This window comes from Micromonospora sp. NPDC047467, from assembly GCF_040643095.1.
GTDB lineage: Bacteria > Actinomycetota > Actinomycetes > Mycobacteriales > Micromonosporaceae > Micromonospora.
In genome coordinates this window covers 15,494-33,803 of the sequence record NZ_JBEYTO010000019.1, presented here as the reverse complement: position 1 = coordinate 33,803, position 18,310 = coordinate 15,494, and the positions used below count along the sequence as shown (strand labels likewise).

The following is an 18,310-nucleotide window of genomic DNA, read 5'->3' as shown; positions in this document are numbered from 1 at the left end:
AGGAAACCGCCCCTGGAGGGGCCGGAATCTTCCAAGATCTGGGCTGGCCAGTCGGACGTGGGGCGGGCACTGGTGGGGTGGGGTACTGCGGGGCGGATCGTCGGGCGGGTTCGCGTGGCGGATGGTCCGGCTGGGGCGGCAGAGTGACTCCCTGTCGAGCTGCCATGGTCGGTCGAACTGGCCATCCACGAGCGTCCCAGCGGCATTCCGCCGCTCGCCGGGTCACTCGGCACCCCGAAACCGTCAGCTCCACCGACACCAGCCGAGCCGGCCACGCCGAACGAGCTGCTGGTGCCTGACTCCGGGAACCTGCCCGCCGCCGCGACCGGGCCCGCCGGGTCGGCGGGGGACGGCCGTCCCGGGCCGGCGTCTTCGCTGGCCCACCCGGTCGAATGGGGTACGCCGGAGCGTTCGTCCTGGTGGCCGGTTGGGGGCCGGTCGAGGTCCAGTTCGCGCAGCAGCCCGGGGGCGTGGGCCGCGACGAGGTCCAGCCAGTGCCGCGGTGGTTCCCCGAACCGGCGTGGCGTTGCCTCGCGGACGTCCGTCGGCGCCGGCCTGCCCGAGGCCGGGCCGGGTAGCACGGTCAGCCGGCTCTGCGCCGACGGCCGATCCGATGGACGGTGCGTGGTCGCGTCGGCGTGCTCGACCTGGCCGGCGAGGCGCAGCACCGCCCCGGCGGCCGAGCGCAGCTGACCGGCCAGCCAGCTACGCGGGGGTCGGCGCGGTGGCACCGCCGGACTCCAACTCAAGGCCTTCGTAGCGCAGCGTCAGCGACGCGATGGCGATCTCGTGGCTGAGGGTGTTGAGGTGCGCGCCGCGCCACCGGGTGGGCCAGGCGTCGATCAGGTTCCAGCGCAGCACCTCGGCGGTGCCCACCGAGTCCAGCAGCACCACCGACACGTTGCGGCGGTTGAGGGTGCCCTGGGCGGTGGCGTTCACCCAGTCCCACAGCTCGCGGGACGCGGTGAGGCCGAAGTGCAGCGTCACCGGCTCGTACTCGGCCTGGCCCGGGACCATCCGCATCCGGCCGAGGCCGTGCTCGCGGTACGGCTGCCCGGGGATGTTCACCTCCAGCCCGCTCATCTCGGTGAAGTGGCCGTTGGTGACGCCGTTGATGAGCAGCCGGAAGTTGTACGCCCGGTACGGGTCGACCGGGGCGCCGGGCTGCGGGGTGGCTGTGGTGGGCATAGGTCAGCCTCCGATCGTCTCGGTCTCGGTGCCGCCGGCCCACTGGCTCAGCTTGAACACCACGAATTCCGCGGGCTTGACGACGGCGATGCCGATGTGGGCGATGACCATGCCCGCGTCGCGTACGTCCGGCGGGTTGGTCTCCTCGTCGCACTTGACGAAGAACGCCTCCTCGGGGCTGCGCCCGAGCAGCGCGCCGTCACGCCACACCCGGGTGAGGAACGCCCCGATGTCGCGTCGGATCGAGCGCCAGAGGGTGAAGTCGTTCGGTTCGAAGACCATCCAGCGGGTGCCGTTGGCGATGGCCTGCTCGATGGCGATGCTGAGCCGACGTACGTTGAGGTAGCGCCACTCGCTGGCCTCGGCGGCGAGCGTACGGGCGCCCCAGACGCGGATGCCCTCGCCGGCGAAGTAGCGGATCACGTTGACGCCCTTGGGGTTGAGCACGTCGTGCTCGGGTCGGGTGACCAGGTAGCCCAGGTCGACGGCACCGCGCACCGGCTCGTTGGCCGGTGCCTTGTGCACGCCGCGCAGGGCGTCGGTGCGGGCCCAGATGCCGGCGAGGTGCCCGCTCGGCGGGGTGAGTTCCAACTCCCCGCTGATCGGGTCGCGCACCCGCAGCCAGGGGTAGTAGAACGCGCCGAACTCGGACTGCCGGGGCCGGTACGCCGCCCCCTCCGCGCCACCCGAGCCACCCGAGCCAGCAGAGCCAGCAGAGCCAGCAGAGCCAGCAGAGCCAGCAGAGCCCGTACCCTCGGCGGGTTTCGGGGGTTTGCCGGAGGACGGTGTGGCGACCTTGGTCAGCGCGGCGATGTCGTCGATGTCGGGAGCCGGATCGCAGATCGCCACCATGGTGCGGGTCCGCTCGGCCATGCTGAGCAGGGCCTCGTGGGACACCACGTCGTGGAAACCGGGCGCGGCGATGATGGAGATCTCGTCGACCGCCTCCAGCAGTTGCAGGCCGGCGCGGCGCTGGCCGGTGCCGGTGATGGCGCCGCCCTCGCCGACGTTTACCACCCAGCAACGGGCGCCCCCGTTGTCCAGGAAGCCGAAGACGGCTCGCGCCAGTGGGGTGCTCTCGGTCTGGTCCCCGTCGGCGAACAGCCTCAGGAACTCGGTCCAGTTGTTGACCGGCACCGCCCTGCCCAGTTGGGCGGTGCGGTTCGGGGCGACGCCGACGAACGCGGCGATGCTGGTGCTCGCCGGTCCGATCGGTCGGGCGCCGCTGGGGACCTCCTCGACGTAGATGCCGGGGGAGAAGTAGCTGGGCATCGGTCCTCCTGTGCGGGTGAGCGTCAGTGGGTCGGTGGCGCGCAGACGATGACGATGTCGTCCTCGCCCGCGTCGACGTCGGCGGTGAGCACGAGCCCGCGCCCGCTCAGTCGGAGCCGTACCGGCGCGGGGTGTTCGGGGTCGTGCGGCACCCCGCCGATGCGGAACCGGCCGTCGGGGCCGGTCCGGACGGCGGACGCCGTGGCGGGCAGTTCGACGCGCATGGCGGCAAGGGGTTGGTCTTCGGGGCCGACCACCCGGCCGGTGAGCGTGCGGACCTCAAGCTGGCGCAGCCGCAGCGGTTGCAGGACCGGCGGCGCGGCCGGCGTCGGGTGGTCCACCTGTGCCGGTACGTCGATCAGCAGCGCCGGGCGGGGCGCGGCGCCGAACGCGCTCCACAGCGGAGCGTCGCCGGCCTCCAACACCACCGGGTACCTGCCGTCACTGGTCGCGGCGGTGAGCACCCGGTCCAGTCGAGGCAGCCCGGCCGGCCCGCTCACGCAGAGCAGGTAGCGGACCGTGAACCGGTACGGCTCGCGGACCGCGCCGCTGGAGCGGGTCTGCCGGGCCGGGCGCAGGTCGAGGGGCCAGAGGGTGAGCCCGGCGGCGTCGCCGTCGGTGCGGGGCGGGCCGATCGGGACGGGTTCCCCCGCCGCGCTGGTCAGCCAGGCGGCCAGCTCGGCGGTGGCCGTCTCGATCGGTCCGCGCCCGTCGGTGCTCATCGCGGCGGCGTCCCCTGGATCCGGTACGCGATGGCCTCGTTCCACACGTGCGGGTAGACGCCGATCTCGAAGTAACGGGTGAAGCGGTTGATCGGCGCGTTGGTGTGGTCGTGGTAGAGCAGCCAGACCGGTGCGATGGTGAACAGCACGTAGTTGGCCAGCACCAGCGGGATGTAGAGCGGGCCGAGCAGGCGGCCCTGGAAGATGTGCACGTCCTCGTGCCGTTGGATGCCGGAGCTGGAGCCGGCGCAGACGGTGCCGATGGTGGTGGCGTAGCGGGGCGAGACCCCCTCCACCACGCTGACCCGGCCGCTGCCGGACGAGGTGGGCCGGTCCAGCGAGTGCCCGAAGATCAGGTGCACGGCCAGGTAGATGGCCCCGACGACCGTGTTGGGCAGGCTCCACGTGTGGTCGACGACGAAGAGGAAGATGCCGCGGGCGTCCGGCGCGTACACCCCGGCGGAGGCGACCGCCCAGCCGAACACCGCGCCGACCAGCAGGCCCACGACGGCGCCGATGAGCAGCCCGATCGGGCCGCCGGCCAGGAGACCGAACAGGGCGCCCAGGATGACCTGGACCGCCGCGCTGATGATTCCGAAGATCATGATGACACTCCTCAGACCCAGGAGCGGAAGACACGGGGCTCGCGACCCTGCGCGAGCTGGGTTGGCGACGCCTGGGTCGCCTGCCGGTTGCCGGGCGGGATCTGGTTGACGCCGAGCGCGGCCGAGAAGATCACCAGCGCGTTGAAGAACGCGATGATCCACTTCTCGCCGCCGGCGTCGTCCGCGAACGCCGCGGTCACGTAGGACAACAGCAGCGCGATGCCGATGGCGATCCACTTGCGGGCCTTGTCCCCGCTGGGACCGATCAGCCCGCCGATGACGTTGGTGGCCAGCAGGGTGGCGGCGCTCGCGCCGGCCAGACTGCCGAGGGCGGCCCAGGTGAAGAGATCGTTCACGGCGATCCCCCTTTTCTGCGATGGTGCGACCGGGATGTGGTGGTGGTGAGGTCCGGTGCTCCCGGGTGGGAGCACCGACGCCGGTCGCCGTCGTCGCGGGGCGGCCGGGGCCGGGCGCGGCCGGCAGAGCCGGCCACCGAGTGGATCAGCCGGGCGGCCCCGACGAGGTCGGGCCGGAGGCGGGCGGCGTGGTCGGGGCGCCGGCGGCCGGCGCCGTCGGGCGTCGGCGTCGCAGCAGGAGTACGCCCACCGCGGCGAGCACCAGCACCAGGAGTACGCCGCCGACGATCAGCAGCCACGGGAACCCGCCTGCGTCGGCGGCGGCGACCGGCGAGCCCGAGGGTCGGGGCGGCGCCTCGGCGACGGCACGCAGCTCGGTCGGCTTGTCCTGGTTGGAGTCCACCTTCCAGGTGACCGACCGGCCGTTGACGGTGCCATTGGTGTCGATCACCCGGCCGGGAAATGTCACCGAGATCTCGAACGACATCAACTTGAGGAAGGCCTGCTGCTGCTGGGGATTCTGCTGGGCTATTTTCCCGCCGTATTTCTTCGGGTCGAGCGACAACGTGAAACGGTAGAAATCGCCATCCCGCACCAGTTTGACGCTGTCGCTGTCGAAGCCCGCCAGCGGCGCCCGGTGATAACTGATCTGGGTGCCGAAGAGTTTGTTGTCCTCGTAGCCGGTCTCCTCGCCGGGCGGCAGCGCGGGAATGTTCTGCCGCAGCTCCGCGAAGGCCGCCGGGATGTTCTTGTTCCGGGAGCTGAGCAGGGATTTCTGCGCGGTTAGCAGGAGCTGCCCGTCGACCGTGTCGTCGGCGTTCACGGTGAGACCCATGCTGAGTTGCATGCAGCCGCTCAGAGCGGCGAGAAGAAGGAGGCACACCGCGACGCGGAGTGCCTTGCCGCGGTTGACTCTCCTGTTCATGGAGTCAGTGTGTGTGATCGCTTTCACCATGAGCAGTCAGCGATCAGTCACAACGCAGTCGCCGATCTTACCGGTGGGCTGTCACATTAGGATGAGGTCGATCCCAGCGCGAATGGCTATTCTGGAGTTTTGGGCCCAGCGCCGATTAACGCCGCCGTTCCGCCCCCGGGGCGCCCGCTGGCATAGGCTGCGGAGGTGCTCATGAACGCGTGTGTGCTACTGGTGGATCCCGACGGGCGGGTGCTGCTGCAACTGCGCGACGGCAACGCCGCCTTCTACCCGAACGTCTGGGGATTGCCCGGTGGCTACGGCGAGGCGGGGGAGACCCCGCAGCAGGCCGCCGAGCGGGAGCTGTGGGAGGAGACCGGCCTACGCGCCGACGGTCCGCTACGCCCGCTCGCCGTGCAGTCGCTGACCGAGTTGGGCCTGGAGGTGCACTACTTCGTCGGCAGCACCCACGCCCGGCAGGAGGACGTGGTGCTCGGCGAGGGCGCGGCGATGCTCTTCGTGCCCGGTGACGAGGTGCTCGACGGTCGCCCCTACACGCCGGGCACCATCGAGGTGCTGACCCGGTTCCTCACCTCACCCGAGTACGCCGACACAACCCCCGCCAGCTAAGCCCACGCGCGCCCGCCTCGCGCGTCGATCATGGAGTTGTGGTGGGCGATTGAGGCTGATGCACGGCTTTTGCGAGGCACCACAACTCCATGATCGACCGGGCCGGGTTGGCCGAGGGCCGGGCGGGGAGCCTGGCGCTCGTGAGTCCTTCGGGTAGGGGCTGCCGCGTTTCCTGTGACTGTTGGCGTCAGGCGCTGGCTCGGGTCACCAGGGCGGAGGGGAAGACGGTCACCGGTGCGGCCGGGCGGCTGTCCAGCACTGCGATGGCTGCGGCGGTGGCGATCCGCCCCACCGGGTGACTCGCGGTGGTCAGCGCCGGGGTGGTCAGTCCGGCCAACGGGATGTCGTCGAAGCCGGCCACCGCGACGTCGCCGGGCACGCGTACCCCGCCGTCGCGCAGCGCCGCGATCACCCCGAACGCGGTCTCGTCGCTGATCGCGTAGATCGCGTCGAGGTCCGGCCAGCGGCGCATCGCCTCGTTGGCCGCCACCCGGCCACGCGCGGCGGTGAAGTCACCGGGCAGCACCCGCTCCGGCAGGCCGGCCTGGTGCATCAACCGGCGGTACGCCGCCACCGGGCGCTGGGAGCACGGGAGCCATTGGGGGCCGGTCACCATGGCGATCCGGCGGCGGCCCGTGGCGTACAGGTGGCGCAGCACGTCGCCGGCGCCGGTGGCGTTGTCGACGTCGAACGACGGGACGGTGGCCGAGCCGATGCCGATCGAGACCACCCGGCCGCGCAGCGATCGTGGCACGGCGGCCAGCAGATCCTCGGTGGTGTTGACCAGCACCACGCCGCACACGCTGCGGTCCCCGGCGAGTTGGTCGAGGGGCCTCCGCTCGCCGAGCGGCAGCCAGTGCAGTGCCACCCCGACGCCGGCTGGCCCGCAGACCCGGGCGGCCGATCCGACGACCCGGTGGACGTACGGGTCGTCCAGCACCGCTTCGCTGGTCCCCGCGACTGCCACCACCAGCCGTACGCCGCCGCCCCGGACCAGCGCTCGGGCGGCCGGGTTGGGCACGTAGCCGAGCTGGTCGACGGCCACCGCCACCCTTTCCCGCGCGGCCGGCGAGGCGAACCCGGTCCCGGCGATCACCCGCGAGGCCGTGGACCGGGACACCCCGGCGATGCGAGCGACGTCCTCCAGGGTGGCCGGTCGGTGTGCCGCTGTCGTCATCGTGCCCTCCCCGTGGTCGCCGTCCGGGTGAACGTACGCCTGCCAGGAATCATCCCCGGCCGTGGCGTCCCTGGTAAGGGGCCGTAACCCGCTTGTGGTGGTAGCGCTCTCAGGTGTGCGATCGTGCAAGAAGATCGCCCCCCGAGGAAGAGGAACCACCCCACGTGAGCGCCCCCACCAGCTCAACTGTCGCCCCGGACACCGATCTGCCGTCGAGGGTCGTCCGGTTCGCCCGCAACGGTGTGGCCGTGACCTTCACCCTGAACGGCCTGGCCGTCGGCAGCTGGTTCTCCCGGGTGCCGGCGGTCCGCGAGGCGTTGGATCTCTCCGCCGGCCGGCTCGGTCTGCTGCTGCTGGCGATGAGCGTCGGCGCGCTGCTCGCCATGCCCACGGCTGGCCTGCTCTCCCAGCGTCTCGGCCCGGCCCGCACCGTGACGCTCGCCACCGTGCTGGTGGCGGTCGGCCTGACCGTGGCCGGGCTGGGCGCGACGGTCGCCGGGTCGGTGGTCGTCGTCGCGGTGGGGCTGCTCTTCTTCGGCTACGGCTCCGGCGCCTGCGACGTGGCGATGAACGTGGAGGGTGTGGCGGTCGAGCGACGGTTGGGGCGTACCATCCTGCCTCGTTTCCACGCGGCGTGGAGCCTCGGGTCGGTGGCCGGCGCAGGGCTCGGCGCCGGGGCGGCCCGCCTGGACGTGGCGGTCGGCGCGCATCTCTGCGCGGTGGCGGTGGTGGTGTTGACCGGCACCCTGCTCGCCACACGGACGTACCTGCCGCAGTCGGTGCACGATCCGGTCGGCGACCCGGCGGACGCCACCCCGGCGGGCCGTCGCCGGGCGCAACTCGCCGCGTGGCGGGAGCCCCGTACCCTGCTGATCGGGCTGTTCGTGCTGGTCGCGGCGTTCACCGAAGGCGCTGCGAACGACTGGCTGGCGGTCGCGTTCGTGGATGGCCGGGACGTGAGCGAGGCGGCGGGAGCGGCCGTCTTCGGTGTCTTCGTCGTCGGCATGACCCTGGGGCGCACCGCGGGCACCGTCGCCCTGGACCGGTGGGGTCGCGTGCCGGTGCTCAGCGGCACGATCGGGCTCGCCGTGCTCGGCGCGGGCCTGGCGGTGCTGGCCGGCTCGGGGCCGGTGGCGATCGTCGGTGTCGCGTTGTGGGGCCTCGGCGCGTCGCTGGGCTTCCCGGTCGGGATGAGCGCGGCAGCCGACGAGGAGGCGCACGCACCGGTGCGGGTCAGCGTGGTCGCGGTGATCGGCTACACGGCGTTCCTGGCCGGCCCGCCGCTGCTGGGGCTGCTCGGCGACCACGTGGGCATGTTGCGCGCGCTGCTGGTGGTGCCGTTGCTGCTGCTGCCAACCCTGCTGCTGGTGCCGGTGCTGCGTCCGTCACACGCCGCCGAGCCGGCCCGCCCTACCCCCAAAATCTAACCCGGCCGGCAGCTCAGCGGTATCGGGTGCGCGGCCGACTGCGGGCCGCACCCCGGCTCGCTACGGTCGCCCGGTGCCAATCGAGGAGATCACCGCCGCCGCGGCGGGCAGCTGGACCCTGGGCGACCGCACGGTCCACCGGATGGGCTTCGGCTCCATGCGGATCACCGCGAACCCCGACCGGGACCGGGCCGTCGCCCTGCTGCGCCGCGCCGTGGAGCTGGGCGTCAACCACATCGACACCGCCGCCTTCTACGTCTCGCCGGGCGGGACGCTGCGGGTGGGCACCGGGCCGGCCCGGTACGCCACCGAGCTGATCCGTGCGGCGCTCTCCCCGTACCCGGAGGATCTGGTGATCGCCACCAAGGTCGGCTTCGGGTACGACCCGGTGGAGGGCTTCACCGAGGCGTACACCTCGGCGCAGTTGCGTGCCCAGGTCGAGGAGAACCTGCGCCGGCTCGGCCGCGACCACCTGGACGTGGTCAACCTGCGGCTCGGCCGGGGGGTCGGCCCGGTGCCGTTGGCCGATCGTTTCGGCGCGCTGGCCGAGCTGCGCGCCGCCGGGCTGATCCGGCACCTCGGGCTCTCCAACGTCCGGCCCGAGCAGCTGGACGAGGTGGCGGGCATCGCGCCCGTGGTCTGCGTGCAGAACAACTACGGGGTGGACGCCTACCGGGAGCAGGACGCGTTCGTGCGGCTCTGCGGTGAGCGGGGGATCGCCTACGTGCCGTTCTTCGCGGTGGCCGGCACTGGTCGGGAGGCGGGCGCGAGCGCCGAGCAGGGCGAGGCCGTGGAAGCCGTCGCGCGAGCCCACGGCGTCACCCCGCACCAGGTACGCCTGGCCTGGACCCTCCACCAGGGCCCCCACGTGCTGGCCATCCCCGGCACCAACAACCCGAAACACCTGGAGGCCAACATCGCCGCCGCCAACCTCAACCTGACAAAAGAAGACCTAACCCTCCTAACCTGACCCCGCCCCGCCCCGCCCCGCCCCGCCCCGCCCCGGCTCGCCCCGCCCCGCCCCGGCTCGCCCCGCCCCGCCCCGGCCCGGCCCGGCCCGGCCCGTCGATCATGAAGTTAGAGCCGTCGATATCGGCGTGTCGCGCCGCTAACTTCATGATCAACGGGGCTGGGTCCGTCGATCAACGGGGTTAGCCCGTCGATCAACGGGGTTGGGGGGTCGCCTGGAGCCAGACTCGTAGGGGTGCTACCGCGGTGAAGCCGGCTTTGAGGGCGGGGGTGAGATCGGGGCCGGATTCGTAGCCGACCAGCGGCAGCCGGGGCAGAGCGGCGAGCACCCCGCGCCAGACCTCGTCGGGTTCGGCGGTACGGGCGAACAGGTTGGAGACCCCGTACACGCCGTCGCCGCTGACCACCGCGCCGCCGGCAACCTCGCCCCGATCGTCGTACCGGGCCAGCACCCGCACCCGGGGGTTGGCCAGCAGGGCCGGCTGGAACAGCTCCCCGCCGCCGTGCGCCACCGCCCACGCGGCCAACCGGTCCGGCGTCGTGACCCGGGTGAGCGGCGGGTCGGCCGGTGGGTCCGTCGGTGGGCGGTGGATCCACTGGGCGTCGAAGAGCACCCGGAAGCCGTACCCGGAGAGGTCGAGGTCGGCGAAGCTGTCCTTCACCGACGCGCCGGGTCCAGCGTCGATCCGGGCCAGCAGGGCGTCGGCGTCGACGCCGGGGCGCAGGGTCACGGCGTCCGGGTACCAGGTCGGGGAGCGGCGGGGGGTCGACCAGGCATCGGCGTCGAACCGGCCGGCCACCCCGTGACTGCCGCAGACGACGTCGCACCATTCGGCGTTGTTACGGGCCGCCGCGCTCCGCACGTCCTCGTCCACGTCCGGCAGCCTAGGGTCTCGTGAGGACGACGAGTTGTTGGGTCGCGCGGGTCATCGCGACGTAGCGGTCGACCGCACCTTCGACGCCCTCGCCGAACGCGTCGGGGTCGACGAGCACGACCAGGTCGAATTCGAGCCCCTTCGCCAGCTCCGGGGTCAGCGACCGGACGCGGGGCGTCGCGGCTAAGGTGGGATCGCCGATGACGCAGGCGATGCCCTCGGCGTGCGCGGCGAGCCAGGTGTCGAGGACCGAATCCAGATCAACAGCAGATCCGTGTACGACGGGGACGCCGCTGCCGCGGATCGAGGTCGGCACGTTGGCGTCCGGGAGCACGGCCCGGATGACCGGCTCAGCCTCCGCCATGACCTCTTCGGGCGTCCGGTAGTTGATGCTCAGGGTGGCCAGGTTGATCCGGTCCAGCCCGATCCGTTCGAGCCGTTCCCGCCACGACTCAGTGAACCCGTGCCGGGCCTGGGCGCGGTCCCCGACGATGGTGAAGCTCCGCGACGGGCAGCGCAGCAGCAGCATCTGCCACTCGGCGTCGGTCAACTCCTGGGCCTCGTCCACGACGATGTGTGCGAACGGGCCGGCGAGCAGGTCCGGTTCGACGCTGGGCAGCGCGGCCTCGTCGACCAGGGCGTCCTGGAGGTCCAGTTGGCGCAGGCTCGACAGCACACCTTCACCGTCGTCGTACGCGTGGGCTTCGATCAGGTCGTCGACGACCTCGGCCATGCGTTCGCGTTCGACGGCGATGGTGGCGTCGTGCCGGTGCTGGCGTCCGGACGCCTCCCGGTCGCCGAGCCGCTGCCGTGCCGCGTCCAGCAGCGGCAGGTCGGACACCGTCCAGGCTCGGGCGTCGCCGCGCTGGAGCGTGCGGACCTCGTCGGTGCTGAGCCAGGGAGCGCATCTGCGCAGGTAGGCGGGCACCGACCACAGGTCTCCGACGAGGTCGGCCGCGTCGAGCAGCGGCCACGCGCGGTTGAAGGCCGTCCGCAGCTCCCGGTTACGCGACAGCGACCCGCGGACCAGGCCCTCCGGCTCGTCGCCGTCGTACTTGTCCAGCAGGATCGTGAGTAGCGCCTCCCAGATCTCGTCCCGCGCCTCGTTGTGCGGTGTGCCGGGTCCCGGCGCCTCGAACGCCTCGGCCCAGTCGTCGGCGCCGAGCCTGAGATCGGCGTCCTCGGTCTCGACCGTCATCGCGGTGGACGGTGGCTCCTCGTAGAACCGGACGGCCGCCTCGATCGCCGTCACCAGCTCCGCGGACGACTTCAGCCGGGCCACGTCGGGGTCGGTCTCGATGGTGGCTCCGACGCCCTCGGGGACCAGGTCCCGCAGGGTGCAGGTCTGCACGTCCTCCTCGCCGAGGCTGGGCAGGACGTCGGCGACGTACGCCAGGTAGGGCTGGTGTGGCCCGACGAACAGCACGCCGCCGCGTCGGTGACCGAGGCGCGGGTCGGCGTAGAGGAGGTAGGCGGTGCGGTGCAGCGCGACGACGGTCTTCCCCGTACCCGGCCCGCCGTCGACGACGAGCGCGCCGCTGGATCCGGCGCGGATGATGGCGTCCTGGTCGGCCTGGATGGTGCTCAGCACGTCCCGCATCCGGCTCGACCGGCTGCTGCCCAGGCTGGCGATGAAGGCGGACTGGTCGTCGAGCGCGACGTGCCCCTCCAGCCCGTCCGGGGCGAACACCTCGTCCCAGTAGTCGGTGATCCGGCCCAGGGTCCAGCGGTACCGGCGGCGGCTCGCCAGCCCCATCGGGTAGGCGTGGGTCGCCCCGAAGAACGGCTCGGCGGCGGGGGAGCGCCAGTCGAGGAGCAACCGTCGGCCCGTGCTGTCGGTGAGGCCGCGTCGTCCGACGTACACCGGGTCGAGGTTGTCGGCGCTCACCATGCGCCCGAGGCACAGATCCAGACCGAAGCGCCGCAGCGTCCGCAGCCGGCCGGTCAACCGGCGGACCTCCTGGTCCCGGTCCGACGCCTGCCGGCCCTTGCCGGCGGGCGCCCTGCGCGCGGTGTCGAGGCGGTCGGACAGGTCGGCGAACGCCTGCTCCAGGCTCTCCGCGATGGCCGTGAAGTGGTGCTCGTCGCGGGCGATCAGCGTCGGGTCGGCCTTGGCGCGCAGGCGGTCGGGGAGGTCGAACACGCTTGTGGTCAGCGGCTTGACGTCATCAGCCCGCATTCTTGTGACTCCCATTTCCGCAGGTTATGGCGTTGGCCCGGCAATTCTGGGGCATCACCCGGGTCTTGCCACAAGGCCCCGCCTGCGGTATATGTTGAGAGTGGAAGGGAGTGGGTAGGTACCTCCCTTTTCCTCGACCCGGTCAGGGCATTTGTTCGGCGTACACCAGGGCCATCGTGTCGGTGTGCCCGGCCCATCGGAGCTCCAGGTGCCAGCAGCCCGCCTGAGGCAGGTCGATGATCGACGGACCGGGACCGCCCGCGACCTCCCGGGCCACCCTGGTGTCGGTGCCGTCCAGGGTCGCGGTGATCGCCAGCGTGTCGGACGACGTCGGGGCAGGGCGGGAGACCCACAGGATCTTGTTGCTCGACCCGTCTGACCTGACCTGCGTCAGCGGGTGGCCGAACAGCACGGCCACGATGTCGCCCTTCGCGCCGAACACGTGCGGGACGCGGGCGTCCCCGCTGAACCCGGCGTCCGCCCAGTCCGGCAGGGCCCCGGTCTCGACCCGCGAGCCGCATCCGGCCGACGTGCCGGTGGCCGGAACGCCGTCCGGCGTGGCTGGCTGGCCGCTCGTGCAGCCCGCCAGCAGGACCGCCGACACCAGTAGGACTCTGCCCCAGGAACCCATCTCGCCCCTCCCGACCAGTGTGGACGTACGTCTCACCAGCACGACACCGGCCGAGCCCGCCAGGTTCCGCTAGCGCAGCGATTCGGCGATCGCGATCGCCTCGGGCCTGGTGAGGTCGCCCTCCAGTCGGTAGCTCACGCCACGGTCCTGCCAGATCAGGGTCGAGGCGGCGAGCCGGCCGGTCTCCGTTCTCACCTGCCCGGTCCGGTCCACATAGGTCAGGGTGTGGGGGCCATCGACCCACACGGCGAAGTCGCCGTTGACCTGCGTCCACTCCGCCACCGGGCTGCTGGCCTGCTTGTGGAAGGCCAGGTCGAGACGACCATCGAAGGCGTCGATGCGCAGCGCGCCCCCGTCGTACAGCAGCGTCGCCACCCGGTAACTGCCCGCGCCGTCGGGGTCAGCGACCAGCACCCGCTCCGGTACGCCCAGCCCCGCCGGGAGGCGGATGGGGAAGCGCACCGCCCGTTGCGCCTCGTCCAGAGCTGCGGCCCGCTGCGCGGGCAACGGTAACGGCAACGGCAACGGCGACGGAGTGCCGGTGGGCGGTTCCGGGGCGGGCGACGTTGCGACGGTGACTCCGGCGAAGCGCAGCAGCCCGGTGACGGCGTCGGCGAGCGCGGCCCGTCCCGGCGGCAGCGCCGCCACCAGCAGGGCGACGAGCGCCGCGACGGCGTACAGGCGCCACCGGCGTCGACGGGGCGCGGTGAGCTGTGCGCGTACGCGCGCGGTCACGTCGGGCGCGTCGGGTGTCTCCAACCAGGCCGAGAGGTCGCGCAGCTCCCTTTCGAGGTCACCCATGCCGGACCTCCGCACCGTCGAGCAGGCCGCGGAGCTTCGCCAGTGCCCGCGAGGTCCGCGACTTCACCGTGCCCCGGGGCCAGCCCAGCATCGCCACCGTCTCCTCCTCGCTGAGGTCGAGGAGGAACCGGCAGACGATCACCTCGCGATCCCGCTCGGGCAGTTGACGCAGGGCCCCCACCAGCATGACCCGGCGCTCCCCGGCCAGGACCGCGTCGACCGCGTCGTCCCCGGCGATCCCGGACGCCGGGCTCGCCGCCGCGGCCCGCAGGACGAGCCCGTCCCGCCGGTTGCGCGACCGGTGCAGGTTGCGGGTCTCGTTGGCGACGATCGCCAGCAGCCAGGACCGGAAGGACGAATCGCCCCGATAACGGACAAGGCTGCGGTACGCCTTCACGAACGCCTCCTGGATGACGTCCTCGGAGTCCGAGCCCGCGCCGAGCAGCACCGCCGTCCGGTACGCGGACGCGGTGTGCCGGGCGACCAGGAGGTCGTACGCCTCCAGGTCACCTGCCCGAGCGCGGGTGACGAGCACGTCGTCGTCCAGGGGTGCCTCCGGTTGGGTCACACTCATGACACCGCCCGCGCTCCGGAGGTTCCATCCGTGGCTCGACCAGGTCACTCCCACCTGGCGTGCAGCGTATTGCCAGGATTCGGTGGTGCACTGGAGGACGTCGAGGAGAGGGGTGGGGCATGGGCTGGTTCAGTCGACGGTCCCGGGGCACCGAGGCGACCCCGACGAAGCTGGACCGGGAGGCGACCCGGGAGGACCTCGCGGCGCTGGAGGCGTTCGTCACCAGCCGGCAGGGGGTGGAGTTCTACCTGGAGCCGGAGACCACCGCGACCGACACCACAGTGATGGCGATCGCCCACGACGGCGAGTGGATCCGCCGCCGGACCGGCACGCCGCGCGCGGCGGGCGCCATCGCCCGCAAGCACGCGGTGCCGCTCTACGAGGCGGCCCGCACCGGCTATCCGGAGCGGATGCGGGTGTGGAACCGGGCACACCCGGAACGCCACGCCCGCTGAGATCCGGCGGCGGTTGGCCGCCGTCCTCGGCCCGGTGGTCGCTCTCACGACCACCGGGCCCGGCGCTCATTCGCTGCGGGCGGTCTCGGGGCCGGTGATGCTCTCCAACAGCGGCAGGGTGGACGCGATGATGCCGAGACAGGCCGCCAACCCGACGAGGACGATCCCGTAGAAGCCCGGCCCCGGCGCGATGAGCGTGTAGGCCATCTGCGCCCGCAGGAACAGGTGCGCGGCGAGCAGACCCATCCCGACGGCGACCCCGGCGACGGCGAGCATCGGTACGGCGCTCTCCAACGCGACCACCCGACGCAGGACCCGCACCGGTGCGCCGCTGAGGCGCAGCAGGCTGAACGGGCGTCGGCGTTCGGTGAGGCCGCCGATCACGCTGACCGCGAGGCTGCACCCGGCCAGCGCGAGGCTGGTGATGATGGTGACGTTGGCCAGTTGTTCCCAACCGCGCAGCGTGTTGGCGAACTCCGACTCGAAGTCGCCGGGCACGTTCGGTGCCACCCGGAAGGCCGGGAAGGTGGTCTCGAGGACGGTGCGCGTGCGCTCCACGGCGGCGGCGGACCCGTCGGTGCCGACGACGATCGACATCACCGGCAGCCGCTGAAGGTCGCCGAGCGGGACCGACGCGGCCGGCCAGACCCTTGTGGACGACGCCGACTCCCGGAAGGGGACGAGACCCGTCGCCACCTCGGCCACATCCGCGCCGTCGACACACCGGCCGTACGCGCTCGGAAGGTCCGTGCACGCGATCAGGCCGGGCTCGCTGGCGCTCATCATGTCCGGGTTCTCGACGACCGCGGTCGCGTGCCGCACGCCGGTGGCCGCGCGCAGATCCGCGAGCAGTGTGTCGGGCGCCGACGGTGACTTCTCCCCGAAGTACATGGACACGGTGCCCGCCTCTGTCGAGCCGATCGGCGCCGGGCCGCGCTCGGCCACGATCGTGGTGATCGTGCCGACGGCCACGCTCGTGACGAAGAGCGCGAGCATGATTCCGCTGATCGCCCGGAAACCGGCCTTCGGGTTGTCGGCGAGGCGCCGGGCGGCGATGAGGGTGGCGGGGCGGCCGGCGTACCGGGCCATGACGCGGGCGCCGACCATCGTCAACCACGGGCCGGCGAGGACCAGGCCGGCCATGATGAGCAGCAGACCGGGCAGGAAGATGGCCGTCTGGCCGCCGGACGTCTCGGGCCGGTAGCCGAGCGCGAACACCAGCACACCGACGCCGAGCAGGAGCGGGATCAGCCGGTACGCGCTCGGCGCGCTCGGGGTGACCCGGCGGGTGACGCCCAGCGGCGAGATCCGTACCCGGCGCAGCGAGACCTGGGCTGCCACCGCCGCGCCGGCCGGGACGCCGAGCGCGACGAGGAGGACGTCCAGCACGCCCAGCGACATGTCGCTGGGGAAGAACGGCATGCCGGTGAACGGGATGCCGGCGAGCGAGCCGCGGAACGCGGCGAACAGCAGGAAGCCGACGGCGGTGCCGGCGACGGCGGCGGTGGCCGCCTCCACCGCGGCGACCACCGAGATCTGCTTCGGTGTCGCGCCGACCAGACGCATCGCGGCGAAGCGCTGCTCGCGTCGGGCGGCGCTGAGCCGCGTGGCCGTGCCGATGAAGATCAACACCGGGAACAGCAGCCCGCCGGCGACCACACCCAGGATGAGGTTCACCGTGGTCTCGGGCAGCGCGGGCGCGTCGCCGACGCTGGTGACCCGCTTGGCGAGGGGCAGTTTGGCGACCTCGTCGGGGGTGCCGCCCATGACGACGAGCAGGCTGCCCGGGGAGGCCAGCCCGGCCGGCCCGATGGTGCCGAGGTCACGCCCCGGGTAGCGGTCGCCCAGTTGGTCGGCCGGCTGGGTGGCCAGCAGCTTCTGCATAGAGGGCGAGGCGTAGTACTCCCCGGGACCGGGAGTGGTGGGGATGCCGACCGGGGTGGGCGCGTCCGGACCGGTGGCGGCGACGTCGATCCGGATGATCTGCTTGCCGTGGAAGTAGTCCTCCCGGGTCGACCACCACAGTGGGTCGACGTCGCCGCCGCCCGCCGAGGCGCTGGGATACATCGATGCGTACCGGGTGAGTTGTGTGTTGACGGCGTTGACCCCGGCGAGGGTGGTCAGCAGCAGCCCGCTGCCGACCGCGACGGCGGCGGCGATGATGGCCAGTCGGGTGAGCGCCTCCCGGCCGCCGGCCACGGCGAGGCGGAGCCCGAAGCCGATCACGAGGCGATCCGGTCCGGCGCGTTCACGCGCCCGTCGCGGACCATGATCTCGCGGTCGGCGTACGCCGCGATCCTGGGTTCGTGGGTGACCAGGATGACCGTGGTGCCCTGCTCGCGGGCGGCGCTGACCAGCAGGTCCATGACCTGCTCGCCGGTGAGCGAGTCGAGCGCGCCGGTCGGCTCGTCGGCGAAGAGCACCCGCGGCTCGGCGACCAGACCGCGGGCGAGGGCGACCCGCTGCGCCTGCCCGCCGGACAGCTCGCCCGAGCGGCGCTGCTCCATGCCGTCCAGGCCGAGGCGCTCGAACCAGGTGTACGCCCTGCGCAGCGCCTCCGTCCGGCGTACCCCGCTGAGCAGCAGTGGCAGGGCGACGTTCTCCGCTGCGGTGAGTTCGGGGACGAGTTGGCCGAACTGGAACACGAACCCGAAGCGGTCCCGACGCAGACTGCTGCGTGCGGTCTCGGCCAGGGTGTCGACCCGGGCCCCGTCGAAGAGGACCTCCCCGGAGTCGGGCACGAGGATGCCGGCCAGACAGTGCAGCAGGGTGGATTTGCCCGAGCCGCTGGGGCCCATGACGGCGAGGATCTCGCCCGCGTCCACGGCGAGGCTGGCACCGCGCAGCGCGGGCGTCCGGCCGAAGGAGAACTCCACGTCGCGTGCTTCGATCACGACGCTCATGGCCGCACCGCCTTTCTCAGGGCGTCCAGTCGGGCGCCGGTCATCTCGATCCACCGGAGGTCTGCCTCCAGGTGGTAGAGGCCGTGGTCGGCGAGCAGCGCGTCGACGAGGCTGCCGGCGCGCTTGATCTCGGTGAGCTCGCGCATCCGCCGCAGGTGTGCGCTGCGCTGGGTGTCGAGGTATTCGTCGGCGGGACGGTCCAGCATCAGCGCGAGCACGACCTTGGCGAAGAGCACCGTCTGCAGGTGCGGCTCCGGATCGACCGGCTGGATCAGCCACTGTTCGACCTCGGTCGCACCCCGGTCGGTGATGATGTAGCGCTTGCGGTCGGGGCCGGAGCCGGGTGCGACGTCGCTGATCACCACCTTCCCGTCCCGGGCCAGCCGGCTGAGGGTGGAGTAGACCTGGCCGAACGGCAGCGGCTTGCCCCGCCCGAAGAAGGCGTCGTAGTCGCGCTTCAGGTCGTAGCCGTGGCTGGGCTCCCGTTCGAGGAGGCCGAGAAGGGTCAGTGGCACGCTCATGCCAGGAGACTACACCGAGGGTATACCCCGCGTATATACCCTCGGTGTGTTGTGGGCCGCGACGGGTCTCGGGCGTGCGTTGGGTGGAGCGGTCAGCCGGTCAGCCGGTCAG

Annotated in this window: 19 protein-coding genes; 4 read left to right on the top strand and 15 right to left on the bottom strand. The window is 72.3% G+C overall.

What is annotated here, in order from left to right; genetic code table 11:
- Nucleotides 1-705: 705 nt before the first annotated feature.
- The 6 genes from ABZ780_RS31160 to ABZ780_RS31135 form a co-directional block, all read right to left on the bottom strand.
- Nucleotides 706-1,188 (bottom strand): phage tail protein, encoded by a 483-nt coding sequence (locus ABZ780_RS31160; RefSeq protein ID WP_252415558.1) that lies wholly within the window; start codon nucleotides 1,186-1,188, stop codon nucleotides 706-708.
- Between the two features lie 3 nt (nucleotides 1,189-1,191).
- A complete protein-coding gene (locus tag ABZ780_RS31155) occupies nucleotides 1,192-2,460 on the bottom strand; it encodes a phage tail sheath subtilisin-like domain-containing protein (protein ID WP_357488325.1) in 1,269 nt (422 codons plus the stop codon).
- Between the two features lie 23 nt (nucleotides 2,461-2,483).
- Nucleotides 2,484-3,182 carry a carboxypeptidase regulatory-like domain-containing protein gene (locus ABZ780_RS31150; RefSeq protein WP_357488324.1) on the bottom strand — a complete coding sequence of 233 codons (699 nt, stop codon included), beginning with the start codon at nucleotides 3,180-3,182 and terminating at the stop codon, nucleotides 2,484-2,486.
- A complete protein-coding gene (locus ABZ780_RS31145; protein ID WP_357488323.1) occupies nucleotides 3,179-3,787 on the bottom strand; it encodes a glycine zipper family protein in 609 nt (202 codons plus the stop codon). Before ABZ780_RS31145 ends, ABZ780_RS31150 begins: the two co-directional genes overlap by 4 nt.
- A gap of 11 nt (nucleotides 3,788-3,798) precedes the next feature.
- Complete coding sequence (locus tag ABZ780_RS31140) at nucleotides 3,799-4,143, bottom strand: hypothetical protein (protein ID WP_357000581.1); 345 nt, start codon at nucleotides 4,141-4,143, stop codon at nucleotides 3,799-3,801.
- A gap of 145 nt (nucleotides 4,144-4,288) precedes the next feature.
- Nucleotides 4,289-5,068: a DUF3153 domain-containing protein gene (locus ABZ780_RS31135; RefSeq protein ID WP_357000584.1), complete on the bottom strand. Its 780-nt coding sequence runs from the start codon at nucleotides 5,066-5,068 to the stop codon at nucleotides 4,289-4,291.
- 201 nt (nucleotides 5,069-5,269) lie between these two features.
- Between ABZ780_RS31135 and ABZ780_RS31130 the strand changes: the two genes are divergently transcribed.
- Nucleotides 5,270-5,686 (top strand): NUDIX domain-containing protein, encoded by a 417-nt coding sequence (locus tag ABZ780_RS31130; RefSeq protein ID WP_357488343.1) that lies wholly within the window; start codon nucleotides 5,270-5,272, stop codon nucleotides 5,684-5,686.
- 187 nt (nucleotides 5,687-5,873) lie between these two features.
- On the opposite strand, the gene ABZ780_RS31125 is transcribed toward ABZ780_RS31130, so the two are convergent.
- Nucleotides 5,874-6,863, bottom strand: coding sequence for a LacI family DNA-binding transcriptional regulator (locus ABZ780_RS31125; RefSeq protein WP_357488322.1), 990 nt, complete (start codon nucleotides 6,861-6,863; stop codon nucleotides 5,874-5,876).
- A gap of 206 nt (nucleotides 6,864-7,069) precedes the next feature.
- Here ABZ780_RS31125 and ABZ780_RS31120 point away from each other — a divergent pair, with 206 nt between their 5' ends.
- Entirely contained in the window at nucleotides 7,070-8,290 is a 1,221-nt protein-coding gene (locus ABZ780_RS31120) for an MFS transporter (protein WP_357488342.1), read from the top strand.
- A gap of 73 nt (nucleotides 8,291-8,363) precedes the next feature.
- Nucleotides 8,364-9,260 (top strand): aldo/keto reductase, encoded by an 897-nt coding sequence (locus ABZ780_RS31115; protein ID WP_357488321.1) that lies wholly within the window; start codon nucleotides 8,364-8,366, stop codon nucleotides 9,258-9,260.
- Nucleotides 9,261-9,453: 193 nt separating this feature from the next.
- On the opposite strand, the gene ABZ780_RS31110 is transcribed toward ABZ780_RS31115, so the two are convergent.
- From ABZ780_RS31110 to ABZ780_RS31090, 5 genes are all read right to left on the bottom strand, one after another.
- Nucleotides 9,454-10,134 carry a hypothetical protein gene (locus ABZ780_RS31110; RefSeq protein ID WP_357488320.1) on the bottom strand — a complete coding sequence of 227 codons (681 nt, stop codon included), beginning with the start codon at nucleotides 10,132-10,134 and terminating at the stop codon, nucleotides 9,454-9,456.
- Between the two features lie 10 nt (nucleotides 10,135-10,144).
- Nucleotides 10,145-12,328: an RNA polymerase recycling motor ATPase HelR gene (gene helR / locus ABZ780_RS31105; RefSeq protein ID WP_357488319.1), complete on the bottom strand. Its 2,184-nt coding sequence runs from the start codon at nucleotides 12,326-12,328 to the stop codon at nucleotides 10,145-10,147.
- Between the two features lie 127 nt (nucleotides 12,329-12,455).
- Nucleotides 12,456-12,917 carry a hypothetical protein gene (locus ABZ780_RS31100; RefSeq protein WP_357488318.1) on the bottom strand — a complete coding sequence of 154 codons (462 nt, stop codon included), beginning with the start codon at nucleotides 12,915-12,917 and terminating at the stop codon, nucleotides 12,456-12,458.
- A 96-nt stretch (nucleotides 12,918-13,013) separates the two neighbouring features.
- Nucleotides 13,014-13,745, bottom strand: a complete 732-nt coding sequence (locus ABZ780_RS31095; protein ID WP_357488317.1) for a hypothetical protein — start codon at nucleotides 13,743-13,745, stop codon at nucleotides 13,014-13,016.
- The gene (locus ABZ780_RS31090) at nucleotides 13,738-14,319 is read right to left on the bottom strand and encodes an RNA polymerase sigma factor (RefSeq protein WP_357000600.1); all 582 of its coding nucleotides are present in this window, start codon (nucleotides 14,317-14,319) and stop codon (nucleotides 13,738-13,740) included. The genes ABZ780_RS31095 and ABZ780_RS31090 overlap by 8 nt, the downstream gene beginning before the upstream one ends.
- Before the next feature lie 119 nt (nucleotides 14,320-14,438).
- Here ABZ780_RS31090 and ABZ780_RS31085 point away from each other — a divergent pair, with 119 nt between their 5' ends.
- Nucleotides 14,439-14,774 (top strand): hypothetical protein, encoded by a 336-nt coding sequence (locus tag ABZ780_RS31085; RefSeq protein ID WP_357000603.1) that lies wholly within the window; start codon nucleotides 14,439-14,441, stop codon nucleotides 14,772-14,774.
- 66 nt (nucleotides 14,775-14,840) lie between these two features.
- Here the strand turns inward: ABZ780_RS31085 and ABZ780_RS31080 are convergent, their stop codons facing one another.
- From ABZ780_RS31080 to ABZ780_RS31070, 3 genes are read right to left on the bottom strand one after another with little or no spacing between them, the layout of a single operon-like run.
- Nucleotides 14,841-17,000: an FtsX-like permease family protein gene (locus ABZ780_RS31080; RefSeq protein ID WP_357488316.1), complete on the bottom strand. Its 2,160-nt coding sequence runs from the start codon at nucleotides 16,998-17,000 to the stop codon at nucleotides 14,841-14,843.
- Nucleotides 16,997-17,677, bottom strand: a complete 681-nt coding sequence (locus ABZ780_RS31075) for an ABC transporter ATP-binding protein (RefSeq protein ID WP_357488315.1) — start codon at nucleotides 17,675-17,677, stop codon at nucleotides 16,997-16,999. Before ABZ780_RS31075 ends, ABZ780_RS31080 begins: the two co-directional genes overlap by 4 nt.
- Nucleotides 17,674-18,198 (bottom strand): PadR family transcriptional regulator, encoded by a 525-nt coding sequence (locus ABZ780_RS31070; RefSeq protein WP_357488314.1) that lies wholly within the window; start codon nucleotides 18,196-18,198, stop codon nucleotides 17,674-17,676. The genes ABZ780_RS31075 and ABZ780_RS31070 overlap by 4 nt, the downstream gene beginning before the upstream one ends.
- Nucleotides 18,199-18,310: the final 112 nt, after the last annotated feature.